Below are 24003 nucleotides of genomic sequence, written 5' to 3' on the forward strand. Positions count from 1 at the left end.
TAACGTTTGTCCAATCGGTCAAAAATTTGCGTAGCATGAAAGCGCGGCAAAGACCAAGCGTTGGGCGCACCGAAACAGGTTACAAGGGGAAGTCTTGGTCATGTCCAACCGGCTGAAAGTCACGCCGAACGATCTCAGCGCATTCTGGATGCCGTTCACGGCAAACCGGCAGTTCAAGCAGGCGCCACGCATGTTCGTGTCCGCCAAGGACATGCATTACACCACCAGCGACGGCCGCAAGGTGCTCGACGGTACCGCCGGCCTCTGGTGCGTCAATGCCGGCCACTGCCGGCCGAAGATCACCGAGGCGATCCAGAGCCAGGCCGCCGAGCTCGACTATGCGCCGGCCTTCCAGATGGGCCACCCGATCGTGTTCGAGCTGGCGAACCGCCTGGTCGACATCGCGCCGAAGGGCATGGACCATGTCTTCTTCACCAATTCCGGTTCGGAATCGGTCGAGACCGCGCTGAAGATGGCTATCGCCTATCACCGCGTGAAGGGCGAAGGCGCGCGCACCCGGCTGATCGGCCGCGAGCGCGGCTATCATGGCGTCAATTTCGGCGGCATCTCGGTCGGCGGCATCGTCACCAACCGCAAGATGTTCGGCACGCTGCTCGGCGGCGTCGACCACCTGCCGCACACGCATTTGCCGGAGAAGAACGCCTTCACCAAGGGCGTGCCGGAATATGGCGCGGAGCTCGCCAACGAGCTGGAGCGCCTGGTCACGCTGCATGACGCCTCGACCATCGCGGCCGTCATCGTCGAGCCGGTGGCCGGCTCCACCGGCGTCATCCTGCCGCCGAAAGGCTATCTGCAGAAGCTTCGGGAAATCTGCACGAAACACGGCATATTGTTGATTTTCGATGAAGTGATCACCGGTTTCGGCCGTCTCGGCGCGCCGTTCGCGGCTGACTATTTCGGCGTCATTCCCGACATAATGACCACGGCCAAGGGCGTCTCCAACGGCGTCATCCCGATGGGTGCGGTGTTCGTGAAGAAGGAAATCCACGACGCCTTCATGACCGGCCCCGAGCACATGATCGAGTTCTTCCACGGCTACACCTATTCGGGCAATCCGATCGCGTGCGCCGCGGCGCTCGGCACTTTGGACACCTACAAGGAAGAGGGCCTGCTGACGCGCGGCGAGGAACTGGCGCCCTATTGGGAAGACGCGCTGCATTCGCTGAAGGGCGAACCGCATGTCATCGATATCCGCAACATCGGCCTGATCGGCGCGATCGAGTTGGCGCCTATTCCCGGCAGCCCGACCAAGCGGGCCTTCTCGGCCTTCGTCAAGGCGTTCGAGCGCGGCGCACTGATCCGCACCACCGGCGACATCATCGCGCTGTCGCCGCCGCTGATCATCACCAAGGGCCAGATCAACGAACTGATCGACCATGTGCGTGAAGTGCTGAGGTCGATCGATTGAAGAACCGGACGTGGATATCCCTCCCCCTTGAGGGGAGGGTGGCCGCGAAGCGGTCGGGTGGGGTCGGTGCGACGAGGCGGCGACCTGATCTCCTACTGCGAGGCCGTGCCTGATGCCCCGCACCCGCGTGAGCTTCGAAATGCGTCAGAAGGCGCGTGCCCTTCGAATTCACGCGACCAAGGGTGAGAACCTGCTCTGGTACGAACTGCGCGATTTCAAATCGAGCGGCATCAAGTTCCGCCGCCAGTGCCCCATCGGACCATATATCGTCGACTTTGCCTGCTTTGCCGTGAAGCTGATCGTTGAGGTCGACGGCGACATGCACGAATATGGGAAGGGCAAGCGGCACGACGCAGTCCGCGATGATTACCTGCGGTCGCTCGGGTACGATATCTTTCGCGTTGACGAACCCGATGTCATAAACAGCGCCTGGCATGTCGCGCAGGTGGTCAAGGGGAAGGTCGAGCTTATGTCAGGCGACCCCACCCGATCGCTTCGCGGCCACCCTCCCCTCGAGGGGGAGGGGGACGCTGTGCAATTGGAGAGATTTTGAATGGCCGCCCCAGGCGAGAATCTGCGAATCAATTCAGATCGTTTGTGGGATTCCATCATGGAGATGGCGAAGATCGGCCCCGGCATTGCCGGCGGCAACAATCGCCAGACCGTGACCGATGAGGACGGCGAGGGCCGGCATCTGTTCAAGCGCTGGTGTGACGCCGCCGGGCTCGAAATGGGCGTCGACGAGATGGGCACCATGTTTGCCCGTCGCGAAGGCGCCGATCCCAGCCTGCCGCCGGTCTATGTCGGCAGCCACCTTGATACGCAGCCGACCGGCGGCAAATATGACGGCGTTCTCGGCGTTCTCGGCGGATTGGAGATCATCCGCTCGCTCAACGATCTCGGCATCAAGACCAAACATCCGATCGTCGTCACCAACTGGACCAACGAGGAAGGCTCGCGCTTTGCCCCGGCGATGATGGCGTCCGGCGTGTTCGCCGGCGTGCTGGAGCAGGCGGACGTGTATCAGCACACCGATAAGCAGGGGAAAAAATTCGGCGAAGAGCTGGAGCGCATCGGTTGGAAGGGCACCGAGAAGGTCGGCGACCGAAAGATCCACGCTTTCTTCGAGTTGCATATCGAGCAGGGGCCGATCCTCGAGGATGAAGGCATCGACATCGGTGTCGTTACCCACGGCCAGGGTTTGAAATGGCTGCAGGTGACGCTGACCGGCAAGGAGGCGCATACCGGCTCGACGCCGATGCCCAAGCGCCGCAATGCTGGGCTCGGCATGGCGCGCGTCATCGAGCTGGTGCACGAGATCGCCATGGACTACCAGCCGGACGCGGTCGGCGCCGTAGGTCACATGGAAGTCTATCCCAACTCGCGCAACATCATTGCCGGCCGCACCGTATTCACCATCGACATCCGCTCGCCGGAAAAGGAAGTGCTGGACGCGATGAATGCCCGCATCCGCGAAGGCATCGACACGATCTGCGACGCGCTCGACATCAAGCATGAAATCCAGGAGGTCGGCGCGTTCGATCCGGTGACCTTCGACAAGAACTGCGTCAAGGCCATCCGCGACGCCGCCGAACGGCTCGGCTATACGCACCGCAACCTCGTCTCGGGTGCGGGCCACGACGCCTGCTGGATCAACCGCGTCGCGCCGACCGCCATGGTGATGTGCCCCTGCGTTGACGGGTTGTCACACAACGAGGCCGAGGAAATCTCCAAGGAATGGGCGAGCGCCGGCGCCGACGTGCTGTTCCACGCGGTGGTGGAGACGGCTGTCATCGTGGAGTGAATCTAGAGATCTAGCTTCCAAACGACGCTCACAAAGAAGCGCGGCAAGAACAAGGGAACAAGAAAATGACCAAAGTCATCCGCAACGGCACCATCGTCACCGCCGACCGCACATGGAAGGCCGACGTGCTGATGCAGCACGGCAAGATCGTCGCCATTGGGTCCAACCTGCATGGCGATCATGAGTTCGACGCCACCGGCTGCTATGTCATGCCCGGCGGCATCGATCCGCACACCCATCTCGAAATGCCTTTCATGGGCACCTATTCGGCCGATGATTTCGAATCCGGCACGCGGGCAGCACTTTCCGGCGGCACCACCATGGTCGTCGATTTCTGCCTGCCGGCGCCACAGCAGTCGCTGCTCGAGGCACTGCAGATGTGGGACAACAAGACCTCGAAGGCGGCCTGCGACTACTCCTTCCACATGGCGATCACCTGGTGGGGCAAGCAGGTGTTCGACGAGATGGCAACCGTCGTCGATCGGGGCATCACCTCGTTCAAGCACTTCATGGCCTATAAGGGCGCGCTGATGGTGGACGACGATGAGATGTACGCATCGTTCCAGCGCTGCGCCGATCTTGGCGCGCTGCCGCTTGTCCATGCCGAGAATGGCGACGTGGTTGCGGCGCTCTCGCAAAAGCTGCTGGCGGCCGGCAACAACGGTCCTGAGGGTCACGCTTATTCGCGTCCGCCGGAAGTGGAGGGCGAGGCGACAAATCGCGCCATCATGATCGCCGACATGGCCGGCGTGCCGCTCTATGTCGTGCATGTCTCCTGCGAGCAGAGCCATGAAGCCATCCGCCGGGCGCGCCAGAAAGGCATGCGCGTGTTCGGCGAGCCGCTGATCCAGCATCTGACGCTGGACGAGACCGAGTATTTCAACAAGGACTGGGATCATGCGGCGCGCCGCGTGATGAGCCCGCCCTTCCGCAACAAGCTGCACCAGGATTCGCTGTGGGCCGGCCTGCAGGCCGGATCGCTGCAGGTGGTAGCGACCGATCACTGCGCCTTCACCACCAAACAGAAGCGCAACGGCGTCGGCGACTTCACCAAGATCCCGAACGGCACCGGCGGTCTCGAAGACCGGCTGCCGATGCTGTGGACCACCGGCGTCAGCACCGGGCGGCTGACTATGAACGAGTTCGTCGCGGTGACCTCGACCAACATCGCCAAGATCCTCAACATGTATCCGAAAAAGGGCGCCATCGTCGAAGGCGCGGATGCCGACATCGTCGTCTGGGACCCGAAGCGCAAAAAAACCATCACGTCGAAGAAGCAGCAGTCGGTGATCGACTACAACGTCTTCGAAGGGTTCGAGGTGACCGGCCTGCCGCGCTTCGTCTTCTCGCGCGGCGAACTGTCGATCGAGGAAGCGGAGGTCAAGGCCAAAATCGGCCATGGCGAGTTCGTCGGGCGCGAGCCCAATGCGGCGGTCAACCGGGCGCTGTCGACCTGGAAGGAAATTTCGGCGCCGCGCAAGGTGGAGCGCACCGGCATTCCGGCAACGGGTGTCTGAGATGCGGAGCGGGGGCTCTTTTTCACCGCCGTCTTGGTGTTTGCCGCCGGCCATGTATCGGCCGCGGGCATCGACCTGTCGAAACCCTATGGCAACAGGTCCGGCTGCATCAACCGGAATGGCCAGGAAGTCTATGCCGAGGACATGCTGCTTCTGACCAGCGAGGCATTCGTCACCGCAACCAGCGCCTGCACCTTTACCGGGACCAAAAGCCAGCCGGACGGCTCGCTGGTGGTCAAGGCAGATTGCGAAGCCGAAGGCGAGGACGGCAAATCGCCCGGCAGCTTCATGATCAAGCACAGCGCCAAGAGTGCCAAGAAGCTGGTAATCGCGGATGAAGACGGCACCGTCTATGGGGAAGTGTCCCTGTGCCGATGACGGCAGTCGGCCTTCCATCAGCCTCAGGCAACCAGCGCATCCAGTTCCGGCAGCAGGACGACGCTCTCCTGCTCGTTGGGATCGGTGCGGGCAATGACGGCCGAGGACGGCGCGTTGCTCAGATTGGCCGGCAGATGCGGCACGCCGGCCGGGATGTAGAACAGGTCGCCGGCCTTGACGACGATGTGATGCTCGAGCCGGTCGCCATACCAGGTGTGGACTTCGCCGGAGAGCACGTAGATCGCCGTTTCATGGTTCTCATGCAGATGCGCCTTGGCGCGGGCGCCGGGCGGCATGGTGAGCACATGCATGCAGATGCCCGACGAGCCAACCGATTCGGTGGCGATGCCGGCGAAATAGGTCAATCCCTGCTTGCCTTCATAAGTGCTTTCAGGGCGGATAAGATGACAAGTGGGTTTGGGCGACATCGGCAAGGCTCCGGGCGTCGATCAGTTGGGACTGGACGAGTGGAAAACAACATCAACGCAAATGCAACGGGATTTCATCCGGCACGGCAGCGACTGCGAAAGGCAGGCGCCAGCCAATGACCGGAATCTCGCCAGCCGTCGTTTCGGCAAGCAAACTTGGCCTCACCTTCCAGACCAATGACGGTCCGGTTGAGGCGCTGTCCAATGTCGACCTGACCATCGGCAAGGGCGAGTTCGTCTCCTTCATCGGACCTTCCGGCTGCGGCAAGACCACGCTGCTGCGGGTCATCGCCGATCTCGAAAAGCCGACTTCGGGGACAATTTCGGTCAACGGCATGTCGCCCGAACAGGCGCGCGAGAAACGCGCCTACGGTTACGTCTTCCAGGCGGCGGCGCTGTTCCCGTGGCGCACGATCGAGCGTAATGTCGCGCTGCCGCTGGAGATCATCGGTCTCAGTCAGGCCGAGCAGGCGCAGCGCATCAAGCGCACGATGGAACTCGTCAACCTTGCTGGCTTCGAGAAGAAATATCCCTGGCAGCTTTCCGGCGGCATGCAGCAGCGCGCCTCGATCGCCCGCGCGCTGGCCTTCGATGCCGATCTCCTGTTGATGGACGAGCCGTTCGGCGCACTGGATGAGATCGTGCGCGACCACCTCAACGAGCAGCTCCTCGATCTCTGGGCGCGGACCAACAAGACGATCTGCTTCGTCACCCATTCGATCCCCGAGGCGGTGTACCTGTCGACGCGCATCGTCGTCATGTCGCCGCGCCCGGGTCGTGTCACCGACGTCATCGAATCGACGCTGCCGAGGGAACGGCCGCTGGACATCCGCGAGACGCCGGAGTTCTTGGCCATTGCCGCAAGGGTGCGCGACGGGCTGCGGGCTGGGCACAGCTATGATGATTGAGGTGCCCTGCAGATCGGCTGCCTACCGCACCTTCGTCATCCTAGGGCGTAGCGACGCGAAGCGGAGCGCAGACCCTAGGATCCATGCCGTGACGTTGGTCGAAGGGCGTAAGCGGTTCAGAATACCCGACAAGCAGAGCCCGGCACAGGGAGTCATATTCTGGACCGATGCGGAGCGGAGAAGTAACGGCATGGATCCTAGGGTCTGCGCCGCGTCGCGTCGCTCCTCGCTCCGCCCTAGGATGACGAAGCGCGAATGTCGCCGCTTGCTCCCAGTGGTTCGAAGGGCGCACCGCTAGATGGACTCCTTCCGTTCCAAACTCATCCCCGTCACCTCGATCCTCCTGGGCGTGGTCATCCTCTGGTACGTCTTCGCCGTCATCCTCAACGCGCCGTTCCAGCGCGATCTCGACCGCCGCGCCAACCAAACCCTCGGCACTGTCGAATTCATCGGCAAGACGTTGGCGCAGCCGAAGCCGACATTGCCGGCGCCGCATCAGGTGGCGGTGAATTTCTTTGAAAACACCTTCCTGCGGCCCATCAATTCGAACCGCAGCCTCGTCTACAATGCCTGGGTAACGCTGTCCTCGACGCTGCTCGGCTTTGCTTTCGGCACGGCGCTCGGCATCATCATCGCGGTGGGCATCGTGCATGTGGCGACGCTCGAGCGCAGCCTGATGCCGTGGATCATCGCCTCGCAGACCATTCCGATCCTGGCGGTGGCGCCGATGATCATCGTGGTTTTGGCGGCGGTGGGCATCACCGGACTTGTGCCGAAGGCGATGATCTCGACCTATCTGTCGTTCTTCCCGGTGACGGTCGGCATGGTGAAGGGGCTGCGCTCGCCCGAGATCATGCATCTCGATCTGATGCACACCTACAATGCCAGTTCCTCGCAGACCTTCTGGAAATTGCGTGTGCCGGCCTCGGTGCCGTTCCTGTTCACCTCGATGAAGGTGGCGGTCGCCGCAAGCCTGGTCGGCGCCATCGTCGGCGAATTGCCGACGGGTGCTGTCGCCGGAATCGGCGCTAAGCTCTTGGCTGGCGCCTATTACAGCCAGTCGATCGATATCTGGTCGGCGCTGGTCGCCGGCTCGATCGTGGCCGCACTTCTGGTGATGGTGGTTGGCGTTGCCGGACGCATCGTCGACCGCGCCATGGGCGGGAGGCCGGCATGAATTGGCTGAAGCCCTCCTGGCAGGCGGTGCTTGCCGTTCTTCTTTGCCTGATCGCCGTGGCGCTCGGCGCCATGTCGAAACCGGAAGCGGCAGCCTTGGCGCAGCCCATGGCGAGCATTGCCTACCCCTATATGGGAGCAAAAGCCTGATCGTCGGCCTGCTGCTGATCGCGGCCTTGATCTCGATGGTGAGGTTGACGCCGATCGTCGAGGCCGTCCTGCTGTTCGTCGGCGCTCACGCAGCCGCCTGGCTTCTGATCAAAGGCATAGCCGGCTTCGAGGGTACGGCGTTGGCGCCCTATTTCCTGCTGCTTGCCGCCGCCTGGCTGCTTGCCTGGCGCTGCGTCGCCTTGCTGTCCTCATTGCGCCCCAGCGAAAGTGTGGCGAGGACGGCGCTGCGCCTGATCATCCCGGCAATCTTCGGCGCCTGGATCCTGATCATCTGGGAAGCGGTGACGCGCGGCGCCGGCGTTCCGTTCATCCTCCTGCCGCCGCCGAGCGCCATCGGCGCGCGCTTTGCCAACTCACTGCCGATCCTGGGCGCGGATGTGCGCCAGACAATCCTCAAGGCGGTGCTGATCGGCTATATCGTCGGCAACCTCGCCGGCTTCACCGTCGCCATCCTCGCCGACCGCGTGCCGTTCCTGCGGCGCGGGCTGCTGCCGATCGGCAACATGGTCTCGGCGTTGCCGATCATCGGCGTGGCGCCGATCATGGTGATGTGGTTCGGCTTCGACTGGCCATCCAAGGCGGCGGTCGTCATCATCATGACCTTCTTCCCGATGCTGGTGAACACGGTCGCCGGGCTTGCCGCTTCCGGCCACATGGAGCGCGACCTGATGCGCACCTACGCTTCCGCCTACTGGCCGACGCTTTTGAAGCTCAGGCTGCCTGCGGCAATGCCTTTCATCTTCAACGCGCTGAAGATCAATTCGACGCTGGCGCTGATCGGCGCCATCGTCGCGGAGTTCTTCGGCACGCCGGTCGTCGGCATGGGCTTTCGCATTTCGACCGAGGTCGGGCGGATGAACATCGACATGGTCTGGGCCGAAATCGCAGTTGCAGCACTGGCGGGTTCGGTCTTTTATGGCGTGGTCGCTCTTATCGAGAGAGCCGTCACGTTTTGGCATCCCTCTGTCCGCGGTGGATAGGGGCGGTGGGTTTTGGGTGCTAACTTCAGAGGGTAAAAACATGAAAAGACTGGTAATTACCGCTTTGGCCGGCGCGATGTCGCTGGCCGCGTTCCAGGCAATGGCCGCCGACAAGGTGACGTTGCAGTTGAAATGGGTCACGCAGGCACAGTTTGCCGGCTACTATGTCGCCAAGGCCAAGGGCTTCTATGACGCCGAAGGCCTCGACGTCGACATCAAGCCGGGCGGTCCCGATATTGCGCCCGAACAGGTGATCGCCGGCGGTGGCGCCGACGTCATCGTCGACTGGATGGGCGGCGCGCTCGCGGCCCGCGACAAGGGCGTGATGCTCGTCAACATCGCCCAGCCGTTCAAGAAGGCGGGCATGGAACTGGTCTGCCCGAAGGACGGGCCGATCAAGACCGAGGCCGATTTCAAGGGCCATACGCTCGGCGTCTGGTTCTTCGGCAACGAATATCCATTCTATGCCTGGATGAACAAGATCGGCCTCAAGACCGAGGGCGGTCCGGACGGCGTCACCGTGCTCAAGCAGAGCTTCGACGTACAGCCGCTGATCCAGAAGCAGGCCGACTGCATCTCGGTCATGACCTACAACGAATATGGCCAGGTGCTGGATGCTGGCTACAAGCCTGAAGACCTGACCGTGTTCAACTACTCGGCCATGGGCAACGACCTTTTGGAGGACGGCCTTTATACGCTCGAGGACAAGCTCAAGGATCCGGCCTTCGAGGACAAGATGGTGCGCTTCGTGCGCGCTTCGATGAAGGGCTGGAAATACGCCACCGAGAACACCGATGAGGCAGCCGGCATCGTCGTCGACGCCGGCGGCCAGGACGAGAACCATCAGAAGTTCATGATGAAGGAAGTGGCCAAGCTGGTCGACAATGCCGACGGCAAGCTGATCCCGGCGGCCTACGAGCGCACCGCCAAGGCGCTGCTCGACCAGAAGATCATCACCAAGGAGCCGACCGGAGCCTACACGACCGCGATCACCGACAAGGCGATCAAGTAAGCTAACCGGCTATAGTCGGAAGAGCGGCGCCTCTGATCAAATATCAGAGGCGCCGTTCCTTTATGGTGTTCATGACGAAGCTGGTCTCGATCGAGGCGACGCATTTCAGCCGTGCGATCTTCTCCTTGATGAAGCGCTCATACTGTTCCAGGTTTCCGGTCACCACCTTCAACACGTAGTCGCGCGAACCTGTGACGAGGTGGCATTCCAGCACCTCGTCCCAACCGCGGATCGCGTCTTCGAACATGACGATCTCGTCCTCGTTCTGGCGGCTGAGCCGGATGGTTGCGATGGCGGCCATGCCCCAGCCGAAGGCTGCCGGATCGACCAGCGCGGTGTAGCCTCTGATCACGCCGGTCTCCTCCAGGCGCCGTACGCGCCTCAGGCAGGGCGATGGCGATAAGCCGATCCGCTCGGCAAGCTCGTTGTTGGTGATGCGGGCGTCGGCCTGCAGTTCGCGGAGGATCTTGCGGTCGAAATCGTCGGCTATCTTCTGCTGCACTTTTGCTATCTCCAGGCAATTTGTTGCCGAGAGGCAGCCATGAGAGGCCGAAAATAGCAAGGACTGGCTGATCGGGATCGCATAAATTGCCGCAGGACATCACTCGAAAAGCAGGAAAAAAGCCATGACCGCGCCGCGCCCGTCGAAAACCCATATCGGCAACCATAAGCTCCATCCGGAGACGCTGATGCTGAGCTATGGCTTTGATCCGCAGCTGTCGGAAGGCGCCGTCAAGCCGCCGGTGTTTTTGACCTCGACCTTCGTGTTCAAGTCGGCGGAAGAGGGGCGCGATTTCTTCGACTACACCTCGGGTCGCAAGGAGCCGCCGAGCGGTACGGCATCGGGTCTGGTCTATTCGCGCTTCAATCATCCCAACAGCGAGATCGTCGAGGACCGGCTGGCGATCTATGAGGGGACGGATGCCTGCATCCTGTTTTCGTCCGGCATGTCGGCGATCGCGACGACGCTGCTCGCCTATGCCCGGCCGGGCGATGTCATCCTGCATTCGCAGCCGCTTTATGGCGGTACCGAGACGCTGCTGACGCGCACGCTCGCCGGCTTCGGCATCGATGCTGTCGGCTTTGCGGACGGTGTCGACGAAGCGGCAGTGCGAGTGGCCGCGGACGCAGCCACGGCCAAGGGCCGTGTCTCGGTCATCCTGATCGAGACACCGTCGAACCCGACCAACAGCCTTGTCGACATCGCGCTGATGCGCAACATCGCCGACGAGATCGGCGCTAGCCAAGGCTCGACGCCAATCATCGTCTGCGACAACACGCTGCTCGGCCCGGTGTTCCAGCGGCCGATCGAACACGGCGCCGATGTTTCCGTCTATTCGCTGACCAAATATGTCGGCGGCCATTCCGACTTGATCGCGGGCGCCGCCATGGGCAGCAAGGCGGTCACCAAGCCGATCAAGGCCTTGCGCGGCGCGATCGGCACGCAGCTCGACCCGCATTCCTGCTGGATGCTCGGCCGTTCGCTGGAGACGCTGTCGATCCGCATGGAGCGGGCGAACGACAATGCGCGGCTGATCGCCGAATTCCTGCGCGATCACGCCAAGGTCGAGAAGGTGCATTATCTGCCGTTCCTGGGCGAGGATACGGCCGCGGGCCGCGCCTACAAGGTGCAATGCAGCGGTGCTGGCTCGACCTTCTCCTTCGACATCAAAGGCGGGCAGAAGGCGGCTTTCGCTTTTCTGAACAATTTGCAGATCTTCAAGCTGGCGGTGAGCCTCGGCGGCACGGAATCGCTCGCCAGCCACCCGGCGGCGATGACCCATTCCGGTATTCCGTTTGATGTGCGCCAGCGCATCGGCGTGCTCGAAACCACGGTCAGGCTGTCGATCGGCGTCGAGCATCCGGACGATCTGATCGCCGACCTGACGCAGGCGCTGGCGGCGGTCTGACGACAGGCTTCGCCCAGCCGGCTCGTCGCGCGGCTGGGCAGGTGACCGGAGCCGCCTTCAAGGCCGACCGATCGGCCTTTCACGGTAAAATATGCGTGTGCCGGGATACATCGCGCCGTTCAATCGTTGCAGTAGGCATCCGCGCGTCGGGGAGCCGTGGGGGATGCTGCAACCAACGGAGGTTCTTCATGCGCATCCTATCCGTGCCGATGCTTTCGGCCTTAGCCGTTTCGACCGCCTTCCTCATCGCATCGCCGGCCATGGCCGAGACGATGAAATTCAAAGCGACGCTCGACGGCACGCAGCAGAGCCCGCCCGTCACCACCAAGGGCAAGGGCAGCGCCACCTTCACATTCAACACCACCAGCAAGAAGCTCAGTTGGAACGTCAAATATTCCGGCCTTAGCGGCCCGGCGATAGCAGCGCACATTCACGGTCCGGCGGACATGGGTGCAAATGCAGATCCGGTCATCCCCTTCAAAGGCAAGCTCAAGAGCCCGATCAAGGGATCGGCGACGCTCACCGATGCGCAGGTAGCCGATCTCGAGGCCGGCAAATATTACGTCAACGTCCATACCGCCGCCAACAAGGACGGCGAAATCCGTGGCCAGATCGAGGCAGCGAAATAGCGCAAACCGCGTTGACAAAATGGGGCGGGTGACCGCCCTTTTTTTGCTGGATCAAGCCTTGTCGCGGATTTGTGTCAGCGTGCGGGTCGGGGTGATCGCTTCGGGGTCGAGCTTCACCTCGACGATCGCCGGCTTGCCGCTGGCGCGCGCGCGTTCGAAGGCCGGCGCGAAGTCCTCGGTCTTCTCGACCGTTTCGCCATGACCGCCATAGGCCCGGGCCAGGGCGGCGAAGTCCGGGTTCTTGAGGTCGGTGGCGACGACGCGGCTCGGATATTCCCGCTCCTGATGCATGCGGATCGTGCCGTAGATGCCGTTGTTGACGACGACCACGATGATCGGCAGGTCATATTGGACGGCGGTGGCGAATTCCTGACCATTCATCTGGAAGCAGCCGTCGCCGGCAAAGGCGATGACCTCGCGGTCCGGATGCAACGCCTTGGCGGCGACCGCGGCCGGCGTGCCATAGCCCATCGAGCCCGAGGTCGGTGCTGCCTGCGTGGCAAAGCGGCGGAAGCGGTGGAAGCGATGCACCCAGGTGGCGTAATTGCCGGCGCCGTTGGTAAGGATGGCGTCTTGCGGCAGCGCCTTTTCCAGATACTCCATGATCGGCCCCATCTGGACGGCGCCGGGGCCGGTCTTGGGCGGCGTCGACCACTCCAGATATGCGGCATGCGCTTTTTCCGTCTCGGCCGCCCATGCGGGCCTGGACGCCGGCTTGCGCTTGGCGAAGGCTTCGACGAAGGCGGCGGGCGAGGCGTTGATCGCCAGCGTCGGCCGGTAGACGCGGCCAAGCTCGCCGGCATCGGCATGGACATGCACCAGCGCCTGGTCGGGGTAGGGGCTTTTCAGCAGCGTGTAGTCCGATGACGGCATCTCGCCCATGCGGCCGCCGATCAGCAGCACGACGTCGGCCGCTTTGATCTGCGCCGCCAGTTTCGGGTTGATGCCGATGCCGACATCGCCGGCATAGTTCGCATGAAGGTGGTCGAACAGCATCTGGCGGCGGAACGAGCAGCCGACCGGCAGCGACCATGTCTCGGCGATCGCGCGGATATCAGCCACCGCTTCCTCGCTCCAGCGCGTGCCGCCGAGGATGACGAACGGACGCTTGGCGTTGGCGAGCAGCATCTGCAGCGCATCGAGCTCGGCTTCGCCGGGGCGGGTCTCGACCGGCGTATGCGGAAGCGCCTTGGGAGCGTCGACCTCGCTGGTCAGCATGTCCTCGGGCAGCGAGATGACGACCGGGCCGGGGCGGCCCGAGGTCGCCACCGCGAAGGCGCGGGTGACGAATTCCGGGATGCGCGCGGCATCGTCGATTTCGACGATCCATTTGGCGATGTCTCCGAAGAAGCGCTTGTAGTCGACCTCCTGGAACGCCTCGCGTTCCTTGGCATGGCTGGCGACCTGGCCGATGAACAGGATCATCGGCACCGAATCCTGCATGGCGATGTGGACGCCGGCCGAGGCGTTGGTGGCGCCGGGGCCACGGGTGACGAAGCAGATACCGGGCTTGCCGGTCAGCCGCCCCTGGCAATCGGCCATCATCGCGGCACCCCTTCCTGGCGGCAGACGATGGTGCGGATGGCCGAGTCGTGCAGGGCGTCGAGCACCGCCAGATAGGATCTCGCCCGGAACGCAGAAGATGCGGTCGGTGCCGTTCGCTTCCAGCGCCTCGACGATCAGTTGTCCGCCGGTCTTCATTTGGCTGATCTCTCCAGTTCGGCAAGGATTTCTTGCGTGTGTTCGCCAAGGCGCGGCGAGGGCCGCTCGTAGACCAGCGGCGTGGCCGACATCACCATCGGCGCGCGCACCGAAGGCAACAGATTGCCGTGGCCGTCGTCAAGGTCGAGGCGCATGCCGCGCGCGATCGTCTGCGGGTCGGAAAACATCTGGCCGATGGTGTTGATCGGGCTCGCCGGCACGCCTGCGGCTTCGAGCTTGGCCAGCAGCGGATCGCGCTCGAGCGTTGCCAGCCTATCGACGATCGTCTCGCGCAGCTTCACGCGATTGGCGACGCGGGCGGGATTGGTGGCGAAATCCGGGTTGGCGGGCAAATCCGTCAGGCCGACCGTGGCGCAGAATTTGCCGAACTGGCCGTCATTGCCGACCGCCAGGATGATGTGGCCGTCCTTCACCGGCAGCACCTCGTAAGGCGCGATGTTCATATGCGCATTGCCCATCTGCACCGGCGACTTGCCGGAGACCAGATAGTTGAGGTTCTGGTTGCCGAGCGCCGAGATCTGGCTGTCGAACAGCGCCATGTCGATATGCTGGCCTTCACCGGTCTTTTCCGCGTGGCGAAGTGCTGCCTGAATGGCGATCACCGAATAGAGGCCGGTGAACAGATCGGAGATGGCGACGCCGGCCTTCTGCGGCTCGCGGCCGGCCTCGCCGGTGATCGACATCATGCCGGCCATCGCCTGGATGATGAAGTCGTAGCCCGCGCGCGGTGCATACGGCCCGTCCTGGCCGAAGCCGGTGATCGAGCAATAGACGAGGCGCGGATTGACCGCTTTCAGGCTCGCATAGTCGAGGCCGTATTTCTTGAGGCCGCCGAGCTTGAAGTTCTCGATCAGCACGTCGGCGGTGGCGACGAGTTGGCGAAGCGTCTCGGCGCCTTCCGGCTTGGAGAAATCAACCGCGATCGAGCGTTTGCCGCGATTGCAGGAATGGTAGTAGGCGGCCGACAGGTTCTCCCCGTCATGGCTCATGACGAAGGGCGGGCCCCATTTGCGGGTATCGTCGCCTCCGTCCGGGCTCTCGACCTTGATGACATCGGCGCCGAGATCGGCAAGCAGCTGCCCGGCCCAGGGACCGGCCAGGATGCGGGCGAGTTCGATAACGCGGATGCCTTTCAGCGGAGGCTCAGTCATGGATCACCGTTCTTGATGAAGCGCAGCCTCTAGCAATAGGGGCCGGTTGTGTCACGACCCATGCGATAGGCCACGCCAGTCAGGGTTTCAGCACGCTGTCCGCCCAGGCGGAGAATTCGTTCATGACGGCATCGCGGTTGATCTCGTTCAGGCTTTCGTGGCGAGTCTCGGCGTAAACCTTGAAGCCAGATTCGAAAAGCCCATTGCCCGCATGCGCCGGGCAAGGTGATCGACCGCCTTGCCGTGGTCGGAAGCAGGGTCCTTCTCGCCGCCGACCAGATTGACGGGGAGGTCGCGGCGGACGCTGGCAAAGCTGGAGTCCTTGCCGCCATAGAGCGCCATCGAGACCACATCGCGCCACATCGACACCGAGGCGTCCCAGCCGCAGAGCGGGTCGGCGATGTATTTGTCGACCTCGACCGGGTCGCGCGACAGCCAGTCGAACAGGGTCCGGTGGTTCGGTACGGCCTTGCCCCAGGCCTGGAAGGTCAGCCTGGGCAGCAGGCGGGAGGGAACGTCGGAACCGAGCCGCATCCGCTCCCAGCCAAGGATGGCCAGCGCCAGTTGTCCAAGCAGGCCTTGCGAGAAATTGCCGTTCCAGATCGCCGCGGCATGGATACGCCCGGAATGGCGCAGCACGAAGTTCAGCGCGACGGAAGCGCCGAGCGAATGGCCGAAGACGATGACCGGCAAGCCGGGATGCTCGGCAGCGATCAGATCATGCACCGCGTCGACATCGGCGATCACCTTGGCGATGCTGTCGACATCGGCGAACTTGCCGAGCGGCGCGTCCGGCGCCTTTGTCGCGCCGTGGCCGCGATGGTCATGGGCGTAGACGTGAAAGCCCCGTGGCGACAGGAAATCGGCGAAGCGGGCGTAGCGCGCCGCATGCTCTGCCAGTCCATGATTGATCTGGATGACCGCGCGCGGACTTCCCGCCGCCTGTTTCAAATAGAGGTTGAGGTCGGCCCCTGTCGGTGAGGCCAGCCTGGTCTGCTTGTCGAATGGCATGTCTCGCTCCTCTAGAGCCGGCTGATTTCAGGTCTGTTCGACCTGAAATCAGCCGGCTCTAAACCAAGAGATAGAGCATGATGGTGCCCGAAAACCGCGTCACACTTTTCGGCATCATGCTCTAGGCGACTGTTGGGCGAGGGTTTAGCCGGCGTCAAGAGAGCAACGCGCAGCGAGCAGCTCGGGCTCAAATCCGGAAAACGCATCGAACCGGCAGTGGATCGCCTGGGGATTGTTTCTTCGTGACACGAAAAAGATCGCAATTCTGACACGACGCCTGTTCTAGTGTGACAAATCCAATACGGTTCAATCCTTGCCGGGGAGAGTGGGAATGCGGGTTTCGGGACTGTGGGCGGCTGTTCTGGCTGTGGCCGGCGCGAGCGCTGCGCATGCGGACGTGAAGCTGAGCGGGACATTCGTGTCCGACAGCGCCTGTCCGGCGACGCAGGCGATCAAGAGCGGCAAGAACCCGGGCAACATCTCGACGGCAGCAGGCCAGAGCTATGAGCTGCTCGCCGGCAACAAGGATCAGCCGACCCACTATCTGATCCAGGTGCCGGGCGCCGATCCGGAGCGGCGCTGGGTGGCGATCGGCTGCGGCCATGTCACCGGCGGCGGCGCTTCGGCCACGCCGGCGCCAGCCGACCAGGGCAAGCCATCGAAGTCGGCTTCCGGCAAGCCGGAATATGTCTTCGCGCTCAGCTGGCAGCCGGCTTTCTGCGAAACCAAGGCCAGCAAACCCGAATGCAAGGCGCAAAGCCCAAGCGAGTTCGACGCCTCGCATTTCACCCTGCACGGCCTGTGGCCGCAGCCGAACGGCAATTTCTATTGCCAGGTCCCCGCAAGCGACAAGGCCAACGACAATCCGGCGCATTGGGGCGACCTGCCGGCCGTCAATCTCGACGCCAACACCCGCGCCGAACTCGACCAGGTGATGCCCGGCACCGCCTCGAAGCTCGAGCGCCACGAATGGATCAAGCACGGCACCTGCTATGGCAAAAGCCAACAGGAGTATTTCTCCGACGCGCTCAATCTGATGCGCGCGGTGAATGCCTCGCCGGTGCGCGACCTGTTCAACCAGAATATCGGCAAACAGCTGACCTCGGACCAGATCCGCCGCGCCTTCAATGAAGCCTTCGGCGCCGGCGCCGGCGATCGGGTGCGCGTCTCCTGCCTGGTCGATCCGTCGAGCGGCCGAAGGCTGATCGGCGAGCTGACGCTCGGCATTTCCGGCCCGATCGGTCCCGACAGCAAGCTCGGCAATCTGCTGATGGCCGCCGCGCCGACCGGCAAGGCCGGCTGTCCGAAGGGCACGGTCGACGCGATCGGCTTCCAGTAAGTCACACCGCTGTCGCTTCGCCGACGCGGTGATATGCTGCTCAAGCTGGTCCGATCATCACCACGCTGAAATGGGTGGCCATCGCGCTGTTGGGCATTTCGACCACACTTGGCGCCCTGCGGCGCAAGCGGGGCTGATCGGCTCTACTCAGGCCGTTTTCGGGGCTGCCTTCAGGATAATCGCTTCGCTGTCCGGCTCGCCGACGACGCGGTCGCGACCGCTGAGCTTGGCTTTGTAGAGACGCTGGTCGGCCAGCGCGAAAATGTCGGCAAGGCAGCGCGTCGTCTCGCTGACGGTGGAGACACCGGCGCTCACCGTCATGTTGAAGCGGCTGGTGTGCGCCGACGCCTTGGCGGCGTTCCTGATACTTTCGCCGAGCAATCTGCCGCCGGTATGCGATTGCTGGCAAAGGATGGCGAATTCCTCGCCGCCGATGCGGAAGACCTGGTCGTTGCCGCTAACCGTCTCGGCCAGCATGGCGGCCATCGATTTCAACACCTTGTCGCCCTCGGCGTGGCCGAAGCGGTCATTGATCGACTTGAAATGGTCGACATCGACGATGAGCAGGCTGAGCGGCCTGCCGGTCCTGATGGCGCCGGCGACGGCGGACTCGCCGTCAGCGTCGAAGCTGCCGCGATGGAGTAGGCCGGTCAGGCCGTCGCGGCCGACATATTTGATCAGCGCCTCGTAGCGTTCGCGGTAGGTGAGGGTGTCGAAAATATCGGAGAGGCCGCGCGGCACGGCGATGTCGTTATCCTCGACCCATCTGAGATAGGCAATCAGCATGCCGCTGTAAGCAAGCGCCGCGCCCATCTTGGCGAACCAGCCGCCGAAGAAGACCTCGATCGGCGCGCCGGCGACGAAATGCAAGGCGGTGAAGAAGCCGACCTGGTCGAAGGTCAGCACGCAGGCGACCGATGCCAGGATGCGGATGAAGGGCCTCTGTCGCAGGAAGGCGCCGAGCTTCTCGTAAAGCAGGATGATCAGGATGGCGTCGATGAAGAGCAGCGTCGTGCCCCAGACCATCAGCCAGCCCATCTCGTCGATGAAACCGATGTCGGGCATTTTGCCGTCCGGAAGCGGCGCTATGCTGTGCAAGCGCAGGATGAGCACCAGGCCGACCATCATCGCGTTGCCAAGCAGCAGGCCGTAGATCGGCTGGCGCACGGTCGCGGCGTCCTCCTTCATGTAGAGCAGGAGAAGCATCACCAGCTTGCCGGAGAAGAGCACGGCCGAGCCCGGCGAGACCATGCCGAAGGGCAGCGCGACGTAAAAGACGCTGGCGAGATAGGTTTCGAGGAAGTGCATGGCGCCGAGCGCGCAGATGAACACGCCAAGGCCGATGCGGCGCCTGAAGCGGAAAAGCGTGACCATGGCGCCGAAATACAGAACGGCTTCGGCAAGGAGCAGGGCACCATTCAGCACGTCGTCGATCCGATCTTTCCCCGAAATCGTGGCCTGGCCGCGATTTCCCAACCTTAGAGCGTTTCGCCGTTTCGCGGAAACGGTGAACCGCTCTATCCCTTTGGTTTATGCGCAATTCCGGACGGAAAACCGCTTCACACTTTTCCTAGAATTGCTTAACGGTTTTGAACGCCAATGGTTAACCGCTTCTTTCGTACAAGCGCAGGGAGCGGTGAAAAGCTGTAGACTGTCAGGGCGCCGCAAACCCGCAAATATGGCTGGGATTGGCCTTCGGCACGTCGAAAGCGATTGCCGTTCGCCGCTTCATCGCCTACATAGCGGCCAACCCCCATCCAACCTGACACTCAGTCTCCAGGGAAAGCGCGCGTGGCACGCCAGTTCATCTATCACATGTCCGGCCTGTCGAAGGCCTATGGCACCAAGAAGGTGCTCGATAACGTTCACCTGTCCTTCTATCCGGACGCCAAGATCGGTATTCTCGGTCCCAACGGCTCGGGTAAGTCGACGATCCTGCGCATCATGGCCGGGCTCGACAAGGAGTTCCAGGGCGAGGCTTGGCTGGCCGAGGGCGCCACCGTCGGCTACCTCGCGCAGGAGCCGCAGCTCGACAACTCGAAGACCGTGCGCGAAAACGTCATGGACGGCGTCGCCAGGAAGACCGCCATCATCGAGCGCTACAACGAGCTGATGATGAACTATTCCGACGAGACGGCGGACGAGTCCGGCAAGCTCCAGGACGAGATGGACCGCCTCAACCTGTGGGACCTCGACCAGCAGGTCGAGATGGCGATGGATGCGCTGCAGTGCCCGCCGCCTGAGTCCGAGGTGACCAACCTTTCCGGCGGCGAGCGCCGCCGCGTGGCGCTGTGCCGGCTGCTGCTCGAACAGCCTGATCTTCTGCTGCTCGACGAACCGACCAACCATCTTGACGCCGAGACCACGGCGTGGCTGGAAAAGCACCTGCGCGACTATCCGGGCTCGGTGCTGATCATCACCCACGACCGCTACTTCCTCGACAATGTCACCGGCTGGATCCTCGAGCTCGATCGCGGCCGCGGCATTCCCTACGAGGGCAACTACACCAGATATCTCGACGCCAAGGCCAAGCGCCTGATCCAGGAAGGCCGCGAGGACGACGCCCGCCAAAAGTCGATCTGGCGTGAGCGCGAATGGATCCAGTCCTCGCCGAAGGCGCGTCAGACCAAGTCGAAGGCGCGCATCAAGGCCTATGAGGAACTGGTCGAGCAGTCGCAGAACCGCAAGCCGACCGACACGCAGATCGTCATCCCGTCCAGCGAGCGTCTCGGCAATGTCGTCATCGAGGTCGAAGGCCTCAACAAGGGTTTTGGCGACGAGCTTTTGATCGAGAACCTGTCGTTCCGGCTGCCGCCGGGCGGTATCGTCGGCGTCATCGGCCCGAACGGCGCCGGCAAGACGACGCTGTTCAAGACCTTCACCGGCCAGGAAAAGCCGGATTCGGGCACTGTGCGCATCGGCGAGACGGTCAAGCTCGGTTATGTCGACCAGAGCCGCGACGCGCTCGATGGGAACAAGACGGTCTGGGAAGAAATCTCCGGCGGCGCCGAAATCATCAAGCTCGGCAAGCACGAGATCAACAGCCGCGCCTATTGCTCGTCCTTCAACTTCCGTGGCGGCGACCAGCAACAGAAAGTCGGCAACCTTTCGGGCGGCCAGCGCAATCGCGTGCATCTGGCCAAGATGCTGAAGGGCGGCGGCAATGTTCTGCTGCTCGACGAACCGACCAACGACCTCGACACCGAAACGCTGGGCGCGCTGGAAGACGCGCTCGAAGCCTATGCCGGCTGCGCGGTGATCATCAGCCACGATCGCATGTTCCTCGACCGCATGGCGACACACATGCTGGCCTTCGAGGGTGATGCGCATGTCGAATGGTTCGAAGGCAATTTCGAAGAATATGAGAAGGACAAGCTGCGCCGCCTCGGCGCCGAAGCGGCAGCGCCGCACCGCATGACGCATAAAAGGCTGACGCGGTAAGACGGCGGGATTCGTTGCGGGTACCCGGTACTTGGCCTAAATTGATCGGATGGAGCGTTCCCGTATGATCACTGTGAAGCTACCCGGGAAAGCCGAGAAGCTGCTGGCCGTCATGGCCAAGGCCAGCGGCCGCACCACCGATCAGGTCGTGACTGAAGCTGTTCTCGAAGCGATCGAGGATGGGCAGGACGCAAAGATAGCGGACGAACGGCTGAAAGATGACGATGGCGTTCGTATCCCGCTGGAAGGGGTGATGCGGAAGCTTGAGCGTCGTGATGCCGAAGAACGTCATACGAAGCCCGCCGCTGGCGCAGTACCGAATGGCTGACTGGTCCGCCGCCCAATATCTGAAATTCGAGGATGAACGCACGCGGCCCGCGCGCGATCTCGTGGCGCAGGTGCCGGTCGATTTTCCGCGCCGCGTCGTCGACATCGGCTGCGGCCCCGGCAATTCGACGGAGCTTCTGGTCGAGCGCTGGCCGGACGCTGCGGTCAGCGGCTTCGACACTTCGCCCGATATGATCGAGAAGGCGCGGGCGCGGCTGCCTAACGTCAATTTCGAACTGGCGGACGCCGCCAAATGGCAGCCGGAGCATCCGGTCGATGTTATCTTTGCCAACGCGGTCTTCCAGTGGCTGCCGGAGCATCCGGCGGTGTTCCAGCGGCTCATCGGATTGCTGGCGCCCGGTGGCGCCTTGGCCGTCCAGATGCCCGACAATCTTGGCGAGCCATCGCACCAACTGATGCGCGACACTGCGGCCGAGATGCCGTTTTCGGCGAAGCTCAAGGGCGCGGCGCGCGGGCCACTGCCGCCGGTGTCGTTCTACTACGATCTGTTGTCTCCGCTCGCCGACCGGCTCGACATCTGGCACACGGCCTACAACCATCCGCTCAGCGATGCCGAAGCGATCGTCGAATGGGTCAAGGCGACCGGGCTGAAGCCGTTCCTCGATCCGCTCGACGCGGCTGAGAAAAAGCAATTTCTCGATACCTACACGGCCAAGGTCGCCAAGACCTATCCCAAGACCGCGAACGGCAAGGTGCTGCTGCGTTTCCCGCGCATTTTCATCGTCGCCAAACGAGCCTGAACGCACCGTAAGACAACTCGCCGCGATGCCAGCAAGGGTTGTCGATTAAGCTGGCATAAGCCGACCAAATGCGACAAGGGTTGCGCCGGGCTGTTTGCGCGCCCACATCAGAGCCCGTAATGCCCGTGCCCCGGATGGATTGAACATGCATCGCGTCATCATCAGCGGCATCGGCGCCGAAATCCCTGAACCCGTCATCACCAATGAAGAACTGGTCGAAAGCTTCAACAGCTGGGTCGATACCGAGAATGCGCGCCGCGCCTTGACCGGCGAGACGCTGCTGCAGAAATCGGACAGCGACTTCATCGTGCATGCCTCGGGCGTCAAGACCCGCCATGTGATCGAGCGCGAGGGCATCCTCGATCCGACCCGCATGACGCCGCGCATTCCGGCCCGGCCGGACGATGCGCTGTCGCTGGAGGCGGAGTTCGGCGTGGCTTCGGCGAAGAAGGCGCTTGCTCATGCCGCTGTCGATCCGGCGGATGTCGACCTGGTGATCTGCTCGGCCTCGCACCATCAGCGGCCCTATCCGGCAATTGCCATCGAAATGCAGGAAGCGCTGGGCACCAAGGGCGCCGGCTTCGATATGGGCCTTGGCTGTTCTTCCGCGGCTGCGGCGCTTCACATGGCCGTCAATCTGGTGCGCTCGGGCGCGCACAAGCGCATCCTGGTGACCACGCCGGAAATCATCACCGGCCATCTCAATTTCCGCGACCGGCAGACGCATTTCATCTTCGGCGACGCCTCGGTGTCGATGGTGGTGGAGGGGCTCGCCCAGGGTGACAGAAGGCCCAAGCGTTTCGAGGTGCTGGACACCCGTATCTGGACGCAGATGTCGAACAACATCCGCACCAATCTCGGCTACCACACCCGCACCGCGCAGGATGATCCCTACATGATCAATCTTGAAGGCAATCTGATCAAACAGGTTGGCAACAAGGTGTTCAAGGAAGTCACCGTTGCCGGACAGCAATTCATCGTTGCGTTCCTCGCCGAGCATGGGCTGACGCCGCAGGCGATCCGGCGCTTCTGGCTGCACCAAGCCAATGCTCGCATGAATGCGATGATCCTGAAACTGTCATTCGGCCACGACGTTGATCACGACCGCGCGCCGATGGTGCTGGAGCGGCTCGGCAACACGGCTGGCGCCGGCGCCATCGTTGCGCTGTCGGAAAACCATGCCGACATGAAGGCCGGCGATTTCGGTGTGATCTGCGCCTTCGGCGCCGGCTATTCGATCGGCGGCGCGCTGCTGCGCATGCTTTGAACGCTCACGCCGGCGCGAAGGGCACCAGCATCGGCACGCGCTTGGCATAGTCGTCATAGGCCGGGCCGAGTTCGCCACGCAGGAAGCTTTCTTCAAGCTTGGCCTTGACGACGATGCCGATGAGAAGCAGCGCGGCGCCCGCGATGCCCCATATCGTGCCCTTGACCGCCATCGTGGCCAGGATGGAAAGCAGCAGCCCTGTGTAGATCGGGTGGCGCACCAGCCCGTAGGGACCTGTGTCAACGATGCGATGATCGGCCTTGGCCGTCACGTTGGCGGACCAGAGGCGGCCGAGATGCAGGCGCGCCCACCAGGCGAAGGCGATGCCGATCGCGATGAGGGCAACGCAGATCCACGCCTCGGCAAGCGTCGGCATCCACAGCCGCAGCCGGCCGACATAGCCGTGCGCCGGCACGAACATCAATACCGTGCCGGCCAGCCAGAGCACCCGGTAGCGGGCCTCCGACCTTAAATCCGCGCGCTTTTGCGCGGGATCGGCCCAGAACGAGGCAAGGAGCCAGGATACCAGCCAGAATAGCCAGAGGGCAGCGATTGCGTATCCAACCTGCATGACCGAACCTCCCCGTCATCGCGCCGCGATCAGAGCGGCGCGATGCGGCGAAAGATAGTCCGAAGCCGGTA

Annotated in this window: 21 protein-coding genes and 2 pseudogenes; 16 read left to right on the forward strand and 7 right to left on the reverse strand. The window is 62.9% G+C overall.

The annotated features are described in order from the left end of the window. The first annotated feature begins 100 nt into the window (after nucleotides 1-100). The 5 genes from ACVDG8_RS31145 (at nucleotide 101) to ACVDG8_RS31165 (ending at nucleotide 5128) form a co-directional block, all read left to right on the forward strand. Nucleotides 101-1429: an aminotransferase class III-fold pyridoxal phosphate-dependent enzyme gene (locus tag ACVDG8_RS31145; RefSeq protein ID WP_447251887.1), complete on the forward strand. Its 1329-nt coding sequence runs from the start codon at nucleotides 101-103 to the stop codon at nucleotides 1427-1429. Between the two features lie 112 nt (nucleotides 1430-1541). Beyond that, nucleotides 1542-1982: an endonuclease domain-containing protein gene (locus ACVDG8_RS31150; protein WP_447251888.1), complete on the forward strand. Its 441-nt coding sequence runs from the start codon at nucleotides 1542-1544 to the stop codon at nucleotides 1980-1982. Next, on the forward strand, nucleotides 1983-3233 hold the full coding sequence (locus tag ACVDG8_RS31155) for a Zn-dependent hydrolase (protein WP_447251889.1): 1251 nt from the start codon (nucleotides 1983-1985) through the stop codon (nucleotides 3231-3233). Nucleotides 3234-3298: 65 nt separating this feature from the next. Beyond that, nucleotides 3299-4750, forward strand: coding sequence for a dihydropyrimidinase (hydA, locus tag ACVDG8_RS31160; RefSeq protein ID WP_447251890.1), 1452 nt, complete (start codon nucleotides 3299-3301; stop codon nucleotides 4748-4750). Nucleotides 4751-4786: 36 nt separating this feature from the next. Beyond that, nucleotides 4787-5128, forward strand: a complete 342-nt coding sequence (locus ACVDG8_RS31165) for a hypothetical protein (protein WP_455707869.1) — start codon at nucleotides 4787-4789, stop codon at nucleotides 5126-5128. 23 nt (nucleotides 5129-5151) lie between these two features. Here the strand turns inward: ACVDG8_RS31165 and ACVDG8_RS31170 are convergent, their stop codons facing one another. Continuing rightward, nucleotides 5152-5556, reverse strand: coding sequence for a cupin domain-containing protein (locus tag ACVDG8_RS31170; protein WP_015317160.1), 405 nt, complete (start codon nucleotides 5554-5556; stop codon nucleotides 5152-5154). A 116-nt stretch (nucleotides 5557-5672) separates the two neighbouring features. On the opposite strand from ACVDG8_RS31170, the gene ACVDG8_RS31175 reads away from it, so the two are divergent. The 4 genes and pseudogenes from ACVDG8_RS31175 to ACVDG8_RS31190 all read left to right on the forward strand — a co-directional run bounded on the left by ACVDG8_RS31175 (nucleotide 5673) and on the right by ACVDG8_RS31190 (nucleotide 9803). Beyond that, entirely contained in the window at nucleotides 5673-6464 is a 792-nt protein-coding gene (locus ACVDG8_RS31175) for an ABC transporter ATP-binding protein (RefSeq protein WP_447251892.1), read from the forward strand. 298 nt (nucleotides 6465-6762) lie between these two features. Next, nucleotides 6763-7641 (forward strand): ABC transporter permease, encoded by an 879-nt coding sequence (locus ACVDG8_RS31180; protein WP_447251893.1) that lies wholly within the window; start codon nucleotides 6763-6765, stop codon nucleotides 7639-7641. Continuing rightward, a pseudogene (locus tag ACVDG8_RS31185) lies at nucleotides 7638-8791 on the forward strand (ABC transporter permease). The gene ACVDG8_RS31180 and the pseudogene ACVDG8_RS31185 overlap by 4 nt, the downstream one beginning before the upstream one ends. A gap of 40 nt (nucleotides 8792-8831) precedes the next feature. Continuing rightward, nucleotides 8832-9803, forward strand: a complete 972-nt coding sequence (locus tag ACVDG8_RS31190; protein WP_447251895.1) for an ABC transporter substrate-binding protein — start codon at nucleotides 8832-8834, stop codon at nucleotides 9801-9803. Nucleotides 9804-9846: 43 nt separating this feature from the next. Here the strand turns inward: ACVDG8_RS31190 and ACVDG8_RS31195 are convergent, their stop codons facing one another. Beyond that, nucleotides 9847-10305, reverse strand: a complete 459-nt coding sequence (locus ACVDG8_RS31195; protein WP_447251896.1) for an Lrp/AsnC family transcriptional regulator — start codon at nucleotides 10303-10305, stop codon at nucleotides 9847-9849. A gap of 124 nt (nucleotides 10306-10429) precedes the next feature. Between ACVDG8_RS31195 and ACVDG8_RS31200 the strand changes: the two genes are divergently transcribed. Together ACVDG8_RS31200 and ACVDG8_RS31205 are read left to right on the forward strand one after the other, a co-directional pair. Further along, the gene (locus tag ACVDG8_RS31200; RefSeq protein ID WP_447251897.1) at nucleotides 10430-11713 is read left to right on the forward strand and encodes a cystathionine gamma-synthase family protein; all 1284 of its coding nucleotides are present in this window, start codon (nucleotides 10430-10432) and stop codon (nucleotides 11711-11713) included. Nucleotides 11714-11901: 188 nt separating this feature from the next. Beyond that, complete coding sequence (locus ACVDG8_RS31205; protein ID WP_447251898.1) at nucleotides 11902-12342, forward strand: CHRD domain-containing protein; 441 nt, start codon at nucleotides 11902-11904, stop codon at nucleotides 12340-12342. A 51-nt stretch (nucleotides 12343-12393) separates the two neighbouring features. On the opposite strand, the gene ACVDG8_RS31210 is transcribed toward ACVDG8_RS31205, so the two are convergent. The 3 genes and pseudogenes from ACVDG8_RS31210 to ACVDG8_RS31220 form a co-directional block, all read right to left on the reverse strand. Further along, the gene (locus ACVDG8_RS31210) at nucleotides 12394-14043 is read right to left on the reverse strand and encodes a thiamine pyrophosphate-binding protein (RefSeq protein WP_455707366.1); all 1650 of its coding nucleotides are present in this window, start codon (nucleotides 14041-14043) and stop codon (nucleotides 12394-12396) included. Then, a complete protein-coding gene (locus ACVDG8_RS31215; protein WP_447251900.1) occupies nucleotides 14040-15215 on the reverse strand; it encodes a CaiB/BaiF CoA transferase family protein in 1176 nt (391 codons plus the stop codon). The genes ACVDG8_RS31210 and ACVDG8_RS31215 overlap by 4 nt, the downstream gene beginning before the upstream one ends. Nucleotides 15216-15294: 79 nt before the next feature. Then, a pseudogene (locus ACVDG8_RS31220) lies at nucleotides 15295-16226 on the reverse strand (alpha/beta fold hydrolase). A 331-nt stretch (nucleotides 16227-16557) separates the two neighbouring features. Here ACVDG8_RS31220 and ACVDG8_RS31225 point away from each other — a divergent pair. Then, entirely contained in the window at nucleotides 16558-17565 is a 1008-nt protein-coding gene (locus ACVDG8_RS31225) for a ribonuclease T2 family protein (RefSeq protein WP_447251902.1), read from the forward strand. Between the two features lie 147 nt (nucleotides 17566-17712). Here ACVDG8_RS31225 and ACVDG8_RS31230 read toward each other — a convergent pair whose 3' ends face one another. Further along, the gene (locus ACVDG8_RS31230; protein WP_447251903.1) at nucleotides 17713-18990 is read right to left on the reverse strand and encodes a GGDEF domain-containing protein; all 1278 of its coding nucleotides are present in this window, start codon (nucleotides 18988-18990) and stop codon (nucleotides 17713-17715) included. Between the two features lie 366 nt (nucleotides 18991-19356). On the opposite strand from ACVDG8_RS31230, the gene ettA reads away from it, so the two are divergent. The 4 genes from ettA (at nucleotide 19357) to ACVDG8_RS31250 (ending at nucleotide 23361) form a co-directional block, all read left to right on the forward strand. After that, a complete protein-coding gene (gene ettA, locus ACVDG8_RS31235) occupies nucleotides 19357-21006 on the forward strand; it encodes an energy-dependent translational throttle protein EttA (protein WP_447251904.1) in 1650 nt (549 codons plus the stop codon). 64 nt (nucleotides 21007-21070) lie between these two features. After that, a complete protein-coding gene (locus tag ACVDG8_RS31240) occupies nucleotides 21071-21334 on the forward strand; it encodes a DUF6290 family protein (protein ID WP_447251905.1) in 264 nt (87 codons plus the stop codon). Beyond that, nucleotides 21327-22094 carry a trans-aconitate 2-methyltransferase gene (tam, locus tag ACVDG8_RS31245; protein WP_447251906.1) on the forward strand — a complete coding sequence of 256 codons (768 nt, stop codon included), beginning with the start codon at nucleotides 21327-21329 and terminating at the stop codon, nucleotides 22092-22094. The genes ACVDG8_RS31240 and tam overlap by 8 nt, the downstream gene beginning before the upstream one ends. A 145-nt stretch (nucleotides 22095-22239) precedes the next feature. After that, nucleotides 22240-23361 (forward strand): beta-ketoacyl-ACP synthase III, encoded by a 1122-nt coding sequence (locus ACVDG8_RS31250; RefSeq protein WP_447251907.1) that lies wholly within the window; start codon nucleotides 22240-22242, stop codon nucleotides 23359-23361. A gap of 4 nt (nucleotides 23362-23365) precedes the next feature. Here the strand turns inward: ACVDG8_RS31250 and ACVDG8_RS31255 are convergent, their stop codons facing one another. Further along, a complete protein-coding gene (locus ACVDG8_RS31255; protein ID WP_447251908.1) occupies nucleotides 23366-23932 on the reverse strand; it encodes a methyltransferase family protein in 567 nt (188 codons plus the stop codon). Nucleotides 23933-24003: the final 71 nt, after the last annotated feature.

The sequence above is a fragment of the Mesorhizobium sp. ORM8.1 genome, assembly GCF_053005525.2.

Coding starts and splice junctions, on each gene's coding strand:
- ACVDG8_RS31145 (WP_447251887.1), top strand. CDS start 101: ATGTCCAACCGGCTGAAAGTCACGCCGAACGATCTCAGCGCATTCTGG.
- ACVDG8_RS31215 (WP_447251900.1), bottom strand. CDS start 15,215: ATGACTGAGCCTCCGCTGAAAGGCATCCGCGTTATCGAACTCGCCCGC.
- ACVDG8_RS31205 (WP_447251898.1), top strand. CDS start 11,902: ATGCGCATCCTATCCGTGCCGATGCTTTCGGCCTTAGCCGTTTCGACC.
- ACVDG8_RS31255 (WP_447251908.1), bottom strand. CDS start 23,932: ATGCAGGTTGGATACGCAATCGCTGCCCTCTGGCTATTCTGGCTGGTA.
- hydA (WP_447251890.1), top strand. CDS start 3,299: ATGACCAAAGTCATCCGCAACGGCACCATCGTCACCGCCGACCGCACA.
- ACVDG8_RS31200 (WP_447251897.1), top strand. CDS start 10,430: ATGACCGCGCCGCGCCCGTCGAAAACCCATATCGGCAACCATAAGCTC.
- ACVDG8_RS31250 (WP_447251907.1), top strand. CDS start 22,240: ATGCATCGCGTCATCATCAGCGGCATCGGCGCCGAAATCCCTGAACCC.
- tam (WP_447251906.1), top strand. CDS start 21,327: ATGGCTGACTGGTCCGCCGCCCAATATCTGAAATTCGAGGATGAACGC.
- ACVDG8_RS31190 (WP_447251895.1), top strand. CDS start 8,832: ATGAAAAGACTGGTAATTACCGCTTTGGCCGGCGCGATGTCGCTGGCC.
- ACVDG8_RS31225 (WP_447251902.1), top strand. CDS start 16,558: ATGCGGGTTTCGGGACTGTGGGCGGCTGTTCTGGCTGTGGCCGGCGCG.
- ACVDG8_RS31150 (WP_447251888.1), top strand. CDS start 1,542: ATGCCCCGCACCCGCGTGAGCTTCGAAATGCGTCAGAAGGCGCGTGCC.
- ACVDG8_RS31210 (WP_455707366.1), bottom strand. CDS start 14,043: ATGAAGACCGGCGGACAACTGATCGTCGAGGCGCTGGAAGCGAACGGC.
- ACVDG8_RS31170 (WP_015317160.1), bottom strand. CDS start 5,556: ATGTCGCCCAAACCCACTTGTCATCTTATCCGCCCTGAAAGCACTTAT.
- ACVDG8_RS31240 (WP_447251905.1), top strand. CDS start 21,071: ATGATCACTGTGAAGCTACCCGGGAAAGCCGAGAAGCTGCTGGCCGTC.
- ACVDG8_RS31155 (WP_447251889.1), top strand. CDS start 1,983: ATGGCCGCCCCAGGCGAGAATCTGCGAATCAATTCAGATCGTTTGTGG.
- ACVDG8_RS31175 (WP_447251892.1), top strand. CDS start 5,673: ATGACCGGAATCTCGCCAGCCGTCGTTTCGGCAAGCAAACTTGGCCTC.
- ACVDG8_RS31180 (WP_447251893.1), top strand. CDS start 6,763: ATGGACTCCTTCCGTTCCAAACTCATCCCCGTCACCTCGATCCTCCTG.